Raw genomic sequence first — 13,770 nt, forward strand, 5'->3', positions numbered from 1 at the left:
TTTGCATAGCTTCGCGCAGGCGGGTTTGCGCTTGCGGAATTTGACTGCTTAGGATTGTGCGTTTGCCGTAATGCCTTGTATGTCTAGCGCGCGCTCTCAAGCTCAGTATTGGCGATTAAATGGCGCCGTAAATTTAATCACAGCTCGCGATCAAGCCTCACAGAGGAGCTTGCGCGTGCGATAACTGCGCAAAGCGAGCTACCACAAAAGCGGACGTCGTAGGGGCTTAGCAGGGCTGCGATACGCCGCGATTGAACTTCGGCTGTATTACGACTGCGCCGTGCCCGCGCCGCGTTAAATTTTATCGCGTGTCGCGACGGTGATTGCGGCGCAGGTTTGGCATCGCGCACCGTGCCTGTGAGTGCGTCAAAGTTTTGTTATAATGCGCATTCAAACTGCCCGCGGATTTAATATCGCCCGCCGTGCGCTTTGATCTGCGAAGCGTATGTCGCACCGAAGCGCCTTGCGCAGCCCTAGATTCGTAAAGAGCGCGCATAACTTTGCGCCGTGCGAGCAAGCGCAGACCGCGTAAATTTAAAATTTTATGAAATTTAGAAGTTTTAAATTCCAAATTTCATAGAATTTTGCTAAACGCAAATTTTAAAATTCCATAGAATTTTGGAATTTCGGAAAGGAAAAGAGATGGATTATCTTTGCGCCCCTTGGCGAAGCGAGTATTTTACCGAAAAAAGAAGCGGCTGTCCCTTCTGCGACGCGGTGGCGGATGCGGCGTTCGACGATCGCAACGGCGTGCTTTTTCGCGCGCGGCACTGCTTTGGGGTGATGAACCTCTACCCATATAGCCCGGGCGCGTTTATGGTAATACCATACGAGCATGTCGATAATATCGAGTGCCTTAGCGACGATGCGTGGGCGGAGATGAGCCGCTACGTGCGCGCCGGAGTGGGGATTTTAAAGCGCACGCTGGGCGCAAACGGTGTAAATATCGGTATGAACCTCGGCGCTGCTGCGGGTGCGGGCATAGCCGAGCACGTACACTATCATCTCGTACCGCGGTGGCAGCGCGATACGAATTTCATCACGACGATCGCAAACGTCCGCGTAAACGGCGTTTCGTTCGCCCCGCTTTTTGAGAAGCTAAAAGCGGCTTATGCGGAAATCAAATTTTAAAACGAAGGATTGAGATGATTTTAGTTGCAGTAAAAAAAAGATGGAAAATGGGGTATTATAGACCAAGCTGGCAAAGAAGTTGCCCCTTGTATCTATGATATTATTTGGAGCTTCCGTGAAGGTTTAGATTAGGTGGTCGAAATATATGGTGGATTGAAATTGAAGGATAAAACTGGCAAATATATCGCTCCTTATATTGATGATGACGCTTTATACTTTTTCGAAGGCTTAGCCTGGGTTAAAAAAGATGAGAAATTTGGCTTGATAGACAAAACCGGCAAGGAAGTTATTTCTTGTATTTATGATGGAGCTTGTGATTTTAAAGAAGGCTTAGCCTGGGTTAAAAAAGATAAGAAATTTGGCTTCATAGACAAAACAGGAAAAGAAGTTATTTCTTGTACTTGTTATGGCTTCTCAGATTTTCAAGAAGGCTTAGCTCTAGTTAAAAGAGATGAGGGATGGGGTTATATCGACAAAACAGGAAAAGAAGTCATTCCTTGTATTTATGATGGCGCTTCATGCTTTTGCAAAGGTTTGTCTTGGGTCAAAAAAGATGGAAAATTGGGTCTAATAGACAAAACTGGCAAAGAGATCGTTTCTTGTATTTATGATGATATATTGGTCTTAGACGATACCATATCTGATATATACGATCAAGTCATATATTATAAAGGATATGTTAAGGTCAAAAAAGACGGCAAATGGGGATTGCTAGATGATTTGGAAAATGAAATTTTAAAGCCAGCGTTCTACGACGAAGTAGAACTTGTGAAAGTTTTAAGCGACGACTATATCAAGATTATTTTAGACGGTCGCGAAACGATCGTGGATAAAAACGGCAAGATAATATCGTAAATTTAAAGGAGAGATAATGGTTAGCGTAGAGCAGGCGATCGAGGATCTGAAAAACGGCAAAATGCTCGTTATGGTCGATGACGTCGATCGCGAGAACGAGGGCGATTTGGTGTTTGCGAGCACATTTAGCAGCGCGGAAAAAGTAAATTTTGCTATCACGCACGCTCGCGGAGTGCTGTGCGTGGCGCTCAGCCCGCAGATTGCGCAGCAGCTAGATCTAAATTTGATGGTTGATAAAAACACTTCGAGCCACGAGACCGCCTTTACCGTCACGATCGACGCGAAAGACGCCAAGACGGGCGTAAGCGCGTATGAGCGCAATATGACGATCGAGCTGATGTCGCGCGTAGGCGCTCGCGCGGATGATTTCGTCCGCCCGGGGCATATTTTCCCGCTCATCGCCAAAAGCGGCGGCGTGCTCGCTCGCACGGGGCACACCGAGGGCTCTACGGATCTGTGCCGTTTGGCGGGGCTTTCGCAAAGCGCCGTGATCTGCGAGATCGTCAAAGACGACGGCGATATGGCGCGCAGGGACGATCTGGAAAAATTCTGCGCGCAACACGGCATCAATATGATCTCGGTCGCGCAGATCGTGCAGTATCGCCTAAAGCACGAAACTCTCGTTAAATTTAGCGAGCCCAAAAGCGCTATGCTGTGCGGCGAGGCGGCGAAATTTTACTACGTGAGCGATCACGAGGGCAACGAGCACCGCGCCTATATTTTCGGTGAGCTGGGAAAGAGCGCGCAGACGAACGTGAAATTTCATAAAATTTCAAGCGATCTGGAATTTTTAAGCGATACGAAATTTAACGATTTCATGCGCGATCTGGACATTTTGCGCAAAGAGGGCGGCGTGCTTTTGATGCTAAAATCCGCGCAAAATCGCGCCGATTTTAAGAGCTTCGGCATCGGAGCGCAAATTTTAGCGCATCTGGGCGTTAGAAAAATCAAAATTTTAAGCAAGAGCGAGCCGAAAGACTACGCCGGGCTTAGCGGTTTTGGGATCGACATAGTTTGATAGCTCACATCGATTTGGACAGCTTCTTCGTTTCTGTAGCGAGACTTGCGGACCCCGCGCTTGCGGGCAAAAAGATCGCAGTCGTCGGAGGCGGCGACGAGGAGATTTTCGGCGGCAAGAGCGAGCTTGGAAGCGTGATTTTAAGCGCGAGCTATGAGGCCAGAGCGGACGGCGTGCACTCGGCGCAGCCCGTTAAAATCGCGCTCGGACTCTGCCCGCAGCTCATTTTGGTGCGCGCGCAGCATGGCGAATACCGCAAAATTTCACGCGAAATTTATGAGTTTTTACTAAACTTTACGCCCGAGATCGAAAAATTTAGCATCGACGAGTTTTTTCTAAATTTACGCGGCACGCCCTACGACGCGGACGCGCTGAGCTTTGCCGCATTTTTGCAAAGCGAAATTATGCGCCGCTTTAGCCTTCCGTGCAGCGTCGGTCTTAGCGAAGCAAAACTTATCGCAAAGCTCGCTACGAGCCTTGCCAAGCCCTTCGGCGTGCGGCAAATTTTAAAATCGCAAATTGCGCGCGAGCTATCCGCCGTGCCGGTAGCGAAATTCCCAGGCATCGGCAAAGCGGCGCAAAAAACGCTCGGCAAATACGGCATAGTAAGCTTCGGCGACGCGCTAGGGCACAGAGAAATTTTTGAAAAGATGGGTACAAACGGCAGGAAAATTTTCGCAGCCCTTAGCGGCGAGGATGAGGGCGAGGTCGTCTCAAAGCGCGAGCGCAAAAGCATCGGCTTTGGGCGTAGCTTCGCGCCGTGCGCCGATCGGGACGAGCTGCGGCGTAAAATTTTAATTTTGGCGCGTCATTTGGCGGGCGAAGTGCTTGCCAGAGACCTAAAGCCCGCGACGTATGATCTAAAGATCCGCTACAAATCGCGCGAGGAGTTTTCGCACCAGATCAGCCAGGATAGGGCGTTTAGCTTAAATTTACTGAGCGAGACCGCGCTTGAGCTGTTTAGGCTATGCGACGTGAAAAAAGGCGCGCAGATAATCCACGTAGCGCTAAATCTTTCAAATTTTAGCGGCAAATCGGGCAGCTCGCTACTTTTTGGCGAGATCGATAAAAAGCAGCAGAGCTTAGATCGATCTTTAAGCAGGATTTGGGAAAAATTCGGCATCGAAAAGCTAAAAAAAGCGAGCGAAATTTGATTAAATTTAAAGGAAAAAGATGAAATTAGGCGAGCTATACTCGGTGATCTGCATAATCTTCGCGACGAATTTCAGGGGCGTGATAGATGAGCAGAAGTTGCGCGGCTTGGGCAAAAACTGGATCATCGTAAATAAAAATATCGAGAACAAAAACGGCCATGAGCTTTGGCAAAAGGTGCAGGGCGAGGACTACGCGGTGCTAGGGCGCGATTTTGAGGCGCTAAAAGGGGCGTTTGAGATGGATTTTTTCAAGCTCATAAGCGAAAGCGAAGTGGAGCTGTTTTATGAAAAATGCCGCTTCAAAAAGCCTTTTGCGGAGCTTAAAAGCGCTCACGCAGCCAATATGTTAGCGCTGCTTGCCATGATTTTTAAGCAAAACACGGACGCGAAATCGCATAAAATTTTGACGCTATATCTGGCGCAATTTATCATTCCTAGCTTTTCCGCGCTTGCTACGCACTTGCAGATAAATGCCAAAAGCAGCTACTACAAGGCGCTCGGGTGGTTTTTGGCGGATTTTTGCCGCGTGGTGAAAGAGACGCTGGGGCTTGGAATTTAAAATTTAAAATTTAGAACGTGCGCTCTGTGTTTTTGCGCGCTCGGCACAGAAAAGCGCTATGTAGAGATAGGCTTAAAGCTTGCTTTCGGAATTACTTGCGCTGTAGCCGGTACAGCTCCTGCGGGCGCGATAAGCTAAGCAAGACGGGCGAATTTTATCTGCGCGGATATAAAGTGGCTGCTTTGCTGTTTTGTGCGTCGGCGTTTGTCGTATCGCGCGTCGTTTTGAATTCTGCGCGGCATTCGGTATTTTGCGCATGTGCCGTTCGACGTTTGTTTTGCGCGCACTGCGAGTTTTGCTCGGCGTCCGGCGCTCTCATTTCGCGCCGCCTGCATTAGGGTGCTGCGTGCTTTGTCCGCGTCGCGCCACTTTGCGTGTCACTTCGTATGTCGTCTGACATAGTCATTTGGAATTTTACGTGAGGCGCCCTGCGCATTGTTCGACGCTTTCGTTAGACATCTGTGGCTTAAGTGCTTTGTGTCTGCGATCGAGCTTGGAAGCCTGGCTTCTGCGCTCACGTATGCGCCGCCCTGCGTTTTTTACTGAGCGTGCGTCACGCAGCGTCTGATGCGCGCCGTTAAATTTTAAAATTTAAAACAAAGGAAAAATTTGAATTACTGGAACGAAATTTACGCTCACTTTGATCCCGTAGCATTTAGCGCGTTTGGCATAAACGTGCACTGGTACGGCATTATGTATGTTTTGGCGCTGCTTACGGCGCTATTTATCGCCAAGTATTTCGTGCGAAAAGACGGTCTTGACTTCAGCGATAAGATGCTAGATCGCTACTTTATCTGGGTCGAAGTGGGCGTCATTTTGGGCGCGCGGCTTGGATACATCGCGATTTATTCGGGCGAGGCGGCGTGGTATTTCAGCCATCCGTGGCAAATTTTTAACCCATTTCATAACGGCGAGTTCGTGGGCATTCGCGGTATGAGCTATCACGGCGCGGTCGTCGGATTCGTGATCGCGACGGTTTGGTTTTGCAAAAAATTTAAAACCGATATGTGGGCGCTGCTCGATCTCGTGGCACTTAGCGTGCCGCTTGGATATTTTTTCGGGCGCGTGGGGAATTTTTTAAATCAGGAGCTTTTCGGGCGCGAAACGACCGAGCCATGGGGGATCTTGGTGGGCGGTACATTGCGTCATCCAAGCCAGCTTTACGAAGCAGTTTTGGAAGGACTGGTAATTTTCGTGATTTTATTTTTCTACCGTAAATTTAAGAAATTTAACGGCGAGCTGATATGTCTGTATGCGATGCTATATACGGCGTTTAGATTTTTCGTAGAATTTTTTAGGCAGCCGGATGATGGGCTCGGTTTTATATTTTTAAATTTATCAATGGGGCAAATTTTATCTTTAGTGATGTTTTTGATAGCAGTTTTCTTAAAGCAGTCTTTGAAGAAAAAACTAATTTGCAGAAATTAAATTAATCTAAAGTTAAAAAGTAATATAATCTCTTTACAAAAGTGTAAATTTTCGTTTAGCGGGGATTTATAATCATCTTTTCAAGGAGAACCTATGCTAGGTCGCATTGAAGGCTTTACGGGCAGATCCATAGACGGCAAAAAAAGCCGCATTATGGCTTTGCAAGATGTGGCGCAAAGCATCAGCGGGCTGATTTTGGCCTGTTTTATGCTGTGTCATATGATATTTACCGGCACGATTTTGATCGGTAAGGGCGCGTTTGAGGGCGTCGTACATTTCGCCGAACCGGGCGGAATTTATTTCGTCACAAACATCGTCGCTTTTGTAATTTTTGTGATTTTCGTGATTCACGCATTTTTGGCGATGAGAAAATTTCCGGCTAACTACGCCGCTTACAGAGCGTTTAAAGCGCACAAAATGCGAATGAAGCATTGCGACACGACGCTTTGGTGGTTTCAGTTTTGGACGGGATTTTTCCTATTTTTCTTTGCGGCGGCTCATATTTTAATGATCGTATTTGGTTCGAAAATTACTGCAGATCTTGCTATCGCTCGCTTCGGACAGCTTCATCTATTTTATTTTGTTTTATTGATTTTCGTAGTAACTCACGCTAGCATCGGAATTTATAGATTATATATGAAATGGATCAGCATAGACGGCACGAAGGCGGAAATTCAAAGGAAAAGAGCCTTCATTAAAAAGGCGGTTTTTATCGTTTGGGGTGCATTTTTCTTGCTTTCGATAATCGCCGATTTCAAATGGTTAAGTTTAGAATAGGGAGCTTAGGATGAATGTAATATATTGCGATTCTTTAGTTATTGGCGGCGGTTTGGCGGGCTTAAGAGCTGCGATCGCTACCGGAGAGAAGGGGCTTAGCACCATCGTTTTGAGCCTGATCCCCGTTAAGCGCTCGCACTCTGCGGCAGCTCAAGGCGGCATGCAGGCGTCTCTGGGAAATTCCAAAATGAGCGAGGGCGACAACGAGGACGTGCACTTTGCCGATACCGTAAAAGGAAGCGACTGGGGCTGCGATCAAGATGTCGCTAGGATGTTTGCACAAACGGCGCCTAAGGCTATTCGCGAACTTGCGGGCTGGGGCGTTCCTTGGACCAGGATTACTAGAGGCGAGCGAAGCGCTATTATCAACGCTCAAAAAACCACGATCACCGAAAAAGATGAGGTTCACGGACTTATCCACAGTCGCGACTTCGGCGGCACGAAAAAATGGCGAACCTGCTATACCGCCGATGCTACGGGACATACTATGCTTTTTGCCGTTGCAAATGAAGCGCTAAAGCATAACGTCGATATTCATGATAGGAAAGAAGCGATCGCGCTAATTCACGCAAATAATCGCTGCTACGGCGCAATCGTGCGTGATTTGGTTACCGGCGAGCTGATCGCATACGTCTCAAAGGGCACGCTGATCGCTACCGGCGGCTACGGCAGAGTATATAAGCACACCACAAACGCCGTCGTTTGCGAGGGTATAGGTGCTGCTATCGCGCTTGAGACGGGGGTCGCGCAGCTTGGAAATATGGAAGCGGTGCAGTTTCACCCAACCCCTATCGTTCCGAGCGGAATTTTACTTACCGAAGGCTGCCGCGGCGACGGCGGAATTTTGCGCGATGTGGACGGCTACCGCTTTATGCCGGATTATGAGCCCGAGAAAAAGGAACTTGCTAGCCGCGACGTCGTAAGTCGCCGCATAATGGAGCATATCCGCGCAGGTAAGGGGGTAAAGAGCCCTTACGGTGAGCACGTTTGGCTTGACATATCGATCCTCGGACGCGAGCATATCGAGAAAAATTTACGCGACGTGCAAGAAATTTGCGAAATTTTCAACGGCATCGATCCTGCCGACACCGAGGTAATAACCGACGAGCAGGGCAGGAAGCGCGGCAAGGGCTGGGCTCCGATCCTTCCTATGCAGCACTACTCGATGGGCGGTATCAAAACAAAAGCTACGGGCGAGAGTCCGACTTTGGCGGGACTATTCAGCGCCGGCGAGGCTGCGTGCTGGGATATGCACGGCTTTAACCGCTTGGGCGGAAATTCCGTCGCCGAAACCGTCGTCGCAGGAATGATCGTGGGCGAGTATTTTGCGGAGTATTGCCAAGGACACGACGTCGATATCAATACGCACGATATACAAAAATTCGTAGATAAAGAGCAAAACTACATGAAAAGCCTGCTTGAAAAAGAGGGTAAATTTAACGTATTCGAGATCAAAAACAAGATGAAAGACGTGATGTGGGAGCACTGCGCGATCTTCCGTACCGGCGAGGGGTTAGCCAAAGCCGTAAAAGAGCTCGAGGAGCTTTATAAGCAATCTTTGGACGTCAAAGTAAGCAATAAAGAGCTTTTCGGAAACCCGGAGCTCGAGGAGGCTTATCGCGTACCGAAGATGCTAAAACTCGCGCTTTGTATCGCCAAGGGTGCGCTTGATCGCACAGAAAGCCGCGGCGCGCACTTCCGCGAGGATTATCCGAAACGCGACGATCTAAACTGGCTAAAACGAACGCTTGCGAGCTGGAAGGAGGGCGATACGATGCCTACTCTAAGCTACGAGCCGCTTGATATTATGAAGATGGAGATGCCGCCTGCGTTCCGCGGATACGGCGCCAAAGGCAATATCATCGAGCACCCCGACAGCGCCGTGCGCCAAAAAGAGGTCGATGAAATTCGCGAGAAAATGCAAGCCGAGGGCAAAGGCAGATATGAAATTCAAGAGGCATTGATGCATTATGAATTGCAGCCAAAATATAAAGCACCTAACGAAAGAGCAGGTATAGGATATGAGTAGAAAAATAACAATAAAGGCATTTAAGTATAATCCGCTAAGCAAAATTTCAAAGCCGCACTTCGCTACTTACGAGCTTGAAGAGACCGACGGAATGACGCTATTTATCGCGCTTAACGTGATTCGTGAAAAATTTGATCCCGAGCTAAGCTTCGACTTCGTTTGTCGCGCGGGTATCTGCGGTAGCTGCGGTATGCTCGTAAACGGCAAGCCGCAGCTTGCGTGCCGCACGCTTACCAAGGACTATCCGGATGGCGTGATCGAGCTTATGCCGCTTCCGGTTTTCAAGCTGCTAAAAGACCTCAGCGTCGATACGGGCAACTGGATGAACGCGATGAGCAAACGCGTAGAGAGCTGGATCCACACCGATCACGAGACCGACATCTCTAAGCTTGAGGAGAAGGTCGAGCCGGAGGTCGCGCAAGAGGTTTTCGAGCTGGATCGCTGCATCGAGTGCGGCATCTGCGTGGCGAGCTGCGGCACCGCTATAATGCGAAAGGATTTCATCGGCGCCGTTGGTATCAACCGTATAGCGCGTTTTCAGATCGATGCGCTGGATAAGCGAACCGATGAGTATTTTTACGAGCTAATCGGCGATGATGACGGAGTATTCGGCTGTATGACGCTGCTAGGCTGCGAGGACAACTGCCCTAAGCACCTTCCGCTTCAAAGCAAAATCGCATATGTTCGCCGCAAGCTTGCCGCTCAGGGCAAATGCGGCTGCGGCAAATAAAATTTAAGCGGGTTTTTCCCGCTTAAATTTATCTTCCAATTTTATAAATTTTACCTCGATAGACAAATTCCAAAATGCTTGGGTCAGGCAAGTGAAGTAGCTTTAAATTTAATACTATCCCAAGCGACAGAGAAGTAAAATACAAAATCGCTTAAGATCGCTAGCGAGGGATAAGGATTAATGCAGCAAGGCTCGAAGAGCTAAAGAAAATTCTAAACGAACGGCGTCAAAATGTGGAGCAGAGCTCTGGAAATAGTTTTAATCTTGAAAGCTTAAAATGCCCAATTCAAATAAACGGAATCTGGAACTAAAAAATTGTCTAGAAATTTTAATGATAGAAATTCCAATATAAATATAAATGCCCATTGTAAAAAAGAGTTAATAATAAAGGATTTTAGTGCCTTAATAGGTTTTTGCCAATTTTGTATATTAATATTGATCATAATACTTTCTCAAACAGGAATATTGTCTAATTTTGGTATTGAAAAATTTTCCGAATCAGAAGATTCTTATTTTTTCATTATTTTTTGCACTATTATTCCATTTATTAGAATTATTGAGCGTGATAAACCATTTAATAGGCGCTTTATAATTTTTAACGAAAAATTTATTTCGGTAGAAGTCGAAGGAATAAAAATCTTCCGAATAAATCTAGATGAAATTATTAAGATATCTAAAAATATGGATACTAGGACTTCTACACCAGAATATTTTCCAATTTCAAAAGAACTCTTCTATTTCTGTATATTTGCTACTATAATAACAATGATCTTATTTGTTTTTAAAGACTTTATAGTTGTATTTATATTGTTGGCCACAATATTCATTCTTCCAAAGAATTTAATTTGTACTGTAATTGGCGGCTTGGAAGCAAACAAAATATATGATCGTTTGGCGATATATTCTAAAGATGGCATCATAATAAATATTTTTATAAATTCTAATAAAGATTATTCGGAATTAAAGAGATACTTTTTATTACATAAGAGTATTAATATAGATAATGTTAGAAAAGAATTTATGATATTTCAAAAGGAGTTTAAACATGGATAAGAGAGAATTAAATGCACAAATTGAGCTTGATCGCGCAGAAAAATAATTTGTAAAATTTAAAGATAGTGCTCTGCTATTTTGTAATATAATTGAAGTTATGTTTCGTAAATTTAATATCCACTTAAGCTACAAAAGGCACAATAGGCAAACTTTCGAAATCACTAGTGAGGGATAAGGATGAACGAAGCAAGACTCGAAGAGCTAAAGAAAATTCTAAACGAACGACATCAAAATTTAGAGCAAGGCTCGCAGGAAGATTTTAGTGCTCAAAATTCTGATGCCTTAAATTTTGATACTTCAGAATCCGATACCTCAAATTCAAATGCTTCAAATTTCAATGCCTCAGATTTAAACAATACAAATTCTAAAGTTTTAAATTCTAATGATAAAAATTCAGACGATCTAAATTTAAACGCAAAGCGCGATAGAAAATTTCAAAATTTAGATCCAGACAATACTACTTTATTTAAAAATTCTAACGCTAGAGATTACGACAAAGATCCGATAATAATCAAAAATTATGAAAAGTTTTTTGTTTATGCCCATCTTCTTGTATTTCTTCAGGTATCAGGTCTTCTACTATCTTTTATTTGGGATATTGTAGATTTTGGGCATATATATGTAGACGATTATTTAGAAGCCTGTATAATGATATTACTAATCGCCGTTATTACATATATCTTTACCGCGATACGCAATAAACGCGAAATAAGATTTACCGATCAATATATAGAATTTTTAGATAAAGGGGTCGTTAAAAGGCAGTGCAAGGTGGAAAAGGATAAATTATGCAAAAACTTTTCCACGCAAAATTTTAGAACCCCATCTTTTATCGTGTTGGTTATATTTTGTGTCGGCTCGTTAGGTTTTTTCTTTGTATTTTTGCTTTGTATGTATGTGGCGAATATATTTATAAAATTCGTCGTGTATTTTTGCATAAATAAAGGCATAAAAGGATTTAAAATTTTTCCATTTATAAAAGTAGATGAGCCGTGGCATGGCGGATATTTATATTATTCCGTTGTCGTATCGGCACACTACTATTTGATTTATTTGTATAGCAGTGAAATTTACGACGAAGTTAGAGAGTATTTTCTACAGAAAAATATAAATAGACTATATTAAAAAGGACTATACGGTTTTTATCTAGGAGGATATGCGAAGGGGCGGTAAATTTAAAACTACAATTTCAATATTTTATGATAGCCGCCACTAAATTTCGTAGCGATACCGAGTGCAAATACAGCGTAAATTTAGCGCTAAATTTTATGCGCAGAAGCGCTTGTTGAAATTCTAACCGCATGCCGCTGGGATAAATTTCGTCAGTAAAATTTTTGCACCTGCGGCATTTCTGCGCGGAATTCTATCGGTAAAATTTCGAAAGCAAAATTTTGCGCCTAAACTCTCTTAAATCTCGCCCTGCGAATTTCGCCCGAGCGAAATTGCCTTGTGAAATTCCGCCCGTTTATATTCGGCTAAGTTCACACTCGGTAGTATTTGCCATTTTATTTGCGGAGGTTGCTTTAAAAGAGATAAAATCCAAGCTCATCATAGCGTGTTTGGTTGTTTCGGCGGGCGTATTTTTCTTGATTGTAGGCGGTGCATTTATGGACAGATCCGAAACTAGACCCGCGCAAAATTCCACGGCGAGCCGCGTCGCGACCTCCGGCAACTCCTCCAATCGGCCGCTAACGGATGAGGATCGCGCTGCACGAGCGAGGTACTGGCACGAAAGGCTGGGCGCCGAGTTAGATTTGGACGAGTGCGTAGTGTATGGCGATGAGCGAATGGAGTATTTCTGCAAGCTTTTGCGCTCCAAGGACACTGCTCGTATTTTAACATTTATGCGAGAGCAGCGTATCACTGCGGGCGATCCGCTGCATTTTGGCATAACGGCGATAATGTATTCTAGCTTTTACAACGATGCAAACACCACCGAGGAGCTGATCTATCACGGAGCGGATATTAACCGCGCGGAGGATTTTCTCATTCGGCGTTAAGCTATGCTATCGAAAATAACTCTACCGCCGCCGTGGAAGTTCTACTCAAGCACGGAGCTAGCTTTTCTAGCGTTAAATATGTTCGTCCGTGGCTTGTAACCCCGGGATACCGCGATTCCTATTTGGTCGCCGATACTAGCGATGCGCAGGTAAGGGAATATTACGAAACGCCTAAAAGCGAGGGTATTAGCGCAGTATCCGATCCGCTCTATTACGCCGTGGCGGGTGGATTTTTGCAGATGACGGAGCTTATGCTTAGCAGCGGCGTAAGACCTGAGATTACCGCTTGGACGGACGATAATTGTATTGCTTTTACGCTCAAACACCGCAAAGATGAGCGACAGCCGAACTGCTCCATATATCAGATGCTACCGCAGCGATATGACGCAAGTATGCTAAATTTGCTGCTTAAATACGATTTAGCAGGGCTTCCGGGCGATGAGCGTATTCGAAAAAAATACGATGACTGCCGTAAGGATTTGGATACGTTGAGGAAGTATAAGAAAATATACCTAGAGCATATGGATGATTATTGTTACGATGAGATTATTTTGGTTTGGAGCTGGTTGGATAGCTTTAATTATGATATAGTTAGGTATATTATGAGGGGGCGCTTGAAGGATTGGGAAAAGGGTGCAATCGGGTTTAACAGAGGTTCGCTGCCCGATCTTAATAGATGCGGCTCGGTAACGCCAAATACAGCGCTACTTGGTATCTACGATACGCTTATAAAGCGCTATTCCGCGCTCTGCGGCGATGAGCTTAATGGCGCGAGCGGCTTTGATCTGGATAAATTTTTTAGATATTCGCACTTAAAAGGCTTGGAATTTGGTCTTAAAATAGAGTATGAGGGCAAGGTGATAGAGGTGGAGGAGTATGATAAAATTTTAAGGCGCGATGCGTCTAAGCAGCTAGAGCGAGCGGGATCCAAGACTGCAGATACCGCGTCTGCTCATGAGTAAATTCTATAAAATTTACAGACGCGATTATCGGCTTCGCGGTTGCTGTGTATCTTGCAAAATTATATAAATTACGC

15 protein-coding genes are annotated in these 13,770 nt (G+C 45.3%); 14 read left to right on the forward strand and 1 reads right to left on the reverse strand.

Going from position 1 to position 13,770, the window contains the following annotated elements:
- The first annotated feature begins 642 nt into the window (after positions 1–642).
- The 6 genes from Q0380_RS09410 to Q0380_RS09430 are packed head-to-tail and all read left to right on the forward strand — an operon-like array spanning position 643 to position 4,717.
- On the forward strand, positions 643–1,131 hold the full coding sequence (locus Q0380_RS09410) for an HIT domain-containing protein (RefSeq protein WP_298963043.1): 489 nt from the start codon (positions 643–645) through the stop codon (positions 1,129–1,131).
- 57 nt (positions 1,132–1,188) lie between these two features.
- Positions 1,189–1,263 carry a WG repeat-containing protein gene (locus Q0380_RS10540; protein WP_366806698.1) on the forward strand — a complete coding sequence of 25 codons (75 nt, stop codon included), beginning with the start codon at positions 1,189–1,191 and terminating at the stop codon, positions 1,261–1,263.
- The gene (locus tag Q0380_RS09415) at positions 1,264–1,986 is read left to right on the forward strand and encodes a WG repeat-containing protein (protein WP_298963045.1); all 723 of its coding nucleotides are present in this window, start codon (positions 1,264–1,266) and stop codon (positions 1,984–1,986) included. It abuts the gene before it with no gap.
- Positions 1,987–2,002: 16 nt separating this feature from the next.
- A complete protein-coding gene (locus Q0380_RS09420) occupies positions 2,003–3,004 on the forward strand; it encodes a bifunctional 3,4-dihydroxy-2-butanone 4-phosphate synthase/GTP cyclohydrolase II (protein WP_298963047.1) in 1,002 nt (333 codons plus the stop codon).
- On the forward strand, positions 3,001–4,158 hold the full coding sequence (locus Q0380_RS09425) for a DNA polymerase IV (RefSeq protein WP_298963050.1): 1,158 nt from the start codon (positions 3,001–3,003) through the stop codon (positions 4,156–4,158). Before Q0380_RS09420 ends, Q0380_RS09425 begins: the two co-directional genes overlap by 4 nt.
- A 19-nt stretch (positions 4,159–4,177) precedes the next feature.
- On the forward strand, positions 4,178–4,717 hold the full coding sequence (locus tag Q0380_RS09430; protein WP_298963052.1) for a hypothetical protein: 540 nt from the start codon (positions 4,178–4,180) through the stop codon (positions 4,715–4,717).
- A gap of 377 nt (positions 4,718–5,094) precedes the next feature.
- Here the strand turns inward: Q0380_RS09430 and Q0380_RS09435 are convergent, their stop codons facing one another.
- Entirely contained in the window at positions 5,095–5,235 is a 141-nt protein-coding gene (locus Q0380_RS09435) for a hypothetical protein (RefSeq protein ID WP_298963055.1), read from the reverse strand.
- A 91-nt stretch (positions 5,236–5,326) separates the two neighbouring features.
- Between Q0380_RS09435 and lgt the strand changes: the two genes are divergently transcribed.
- The 8 genes from lgt (at position 5,327) to Q0380_RS09475 (ending at position 13,696) form a co-directional block, all read left to right on the forward strand.
- Positions 5,327–6,145, forward strand: a complete 819-nt coding sequence (lgt, locus tag Q0380_RS09440) for a prolipoprotein diacylglyceryl transferase (RefSeq protein WP_291936189.1) — start codon at positions 5,327–5,329, stop codon at positions 6,143–6,145.
- Between the two features lie 93 nt (positions 6,146–6,238).
- A complete protein-coding gene (locus Q0380_RS09445; RefSeq protein WP_298963059.1) occupies positions 6,239–6,922 on the forward strand; it encodes a fumarate reductase cytochrome b subunit in 684 nt (227 codons plus the stop codon).
- Positions 6,923–6,932: 10 nt separating this feature from the next.
- Positions 6,933–8,951, forward strand: coding sequence for a fumarate reductase flavoprotein subunit (locus tag Q0380_RS09450; RefSeq protein WP_297943375.1), 2,019 nt, complete (start codon positions 6,933–6,935; stop codon positions 8,949–8,951).
- Positions 8,944–9,681, forward strand: coding sequence for a fumarate reductase iron-sulfur subunit (locus Q0380_RS09455; RefSeq protein ID WP_298963061.1), 738 nt, complete (start codon positions 8,944–8,946; stop codon positions 9,679–9,681). The genes Q0380_RS09450 and Q0380_RS09455 overlap by 8 nt, the downstream gene beginning before the upstream one ends.
- Before the next feature lie 315 nt (positions 9,682–9,996).
- Positions 9,997–10,734, forward strand: a complete 738-nt coding sequence (locus Q0380_RS09460) for a hypothetical protein (RefSeq protein WP_298963064.1) — start codon at positions 9,997–9,999, stop codon at positions 10,732–10,734.
- Positions 10,735–10,911: 177 nt separating this feature from the next.
- A complete protein-coding gene (locus Q0380_RS09465) occupies positions 10,912–11,859 on the forward strand; it encodes a hypothetical protein (protein ID WP_298963066.1) in 948 nt (315 codons plus the stop codon).
- 317 nt (positions 11,860–12,176) lie between these two features.
- Positions 12,177–12,734 carry a hypothetical protein gene (locus Q0380_RS09470; RefSeq protein ID WP_298963071.1) on the forward strand — a complete coding sequence of 186 codons (558 nt, stop codon included), beginning with the start codon at positions 12,177–12,179 and terminating at the stop codon, positions 12,732–12,734.
- Between the two features lie 32 nt (positions 12,735–12,766).
- Positions 12,767–13,696: a hypothetical protein gene (locus tag Q0380_RS09475; protein WP_298963073.1), complete on the forward strand. Its 930-nt coding sequence runs from the start codon at positions 12,767–12,769 to the stop codon at positions 13,694–13,696.
- The last annotated feature ends 74 nt before the right edge of the window (positions 13,697–13,770 follow it).

The sequence above is a fragment of the uncultured Campylobacter sp. genome (assembly GCF_937959485.1).
In the GTDB taxonomy this organism is placed as follows: domain Bacteria; phylum Campylobacterota; class Campylobacteria; order Campylobacterales; family Campylobacteraceae; genus Campylobacter_B.

Bases quoted from the DNA above. Each gene is read 5' to 3' on its own strand.
- Q0380_RS09410 (WP_298963043.1), top strand. From the start codon at position 643: ATGGATTATCTTTGCGCCCCTTGGCGAAGCGAGTATTTTACCGAAAAA.
- Q0380_RS09420 (WP_298963047.1), top strand. From the start codon at position 2,003: ATGGTTAGCGTAGAGCAGGCGATCGAGGATCTGAAAAACGGCAAAATG.
- Q0380_RS09430 (WP_298963052.1), top strand. From the start codon at position 4,178: ATGAAATTAGGCGAGCTATACTCGGTGATCTGCATAATCTTCGCGACG.
- Q0380_RS09445 (WP_298963059.1), top strand. From the start codon at position 6,239: ATGCTAGGTCGCATTGAAGGCTTTACGGGCAGATCCATAGACGGCAAA.
- Q0380_RS09450 (WP_297943375.1), top strand. From the start codon at position 6,933: ATGAATGTAATATATTGCGATTCTTTAGTTATTGGCGGCGGTTTGGCG.
- Q0380_RS09455 (WP_298963061.1), top strand. From the start codon at position 8,944: ATGAGTAGAAAAATAACAATAAAGGCATTTAAGTATAATCCGCTAAGC.
- Q0380_RS09465 (WP_298963066.1), top strand. From the start codon at position 10,912: ATGAACGAAGCAAGACTCGAAGAGCTAAAGAAAATTCTAAACGAACGA.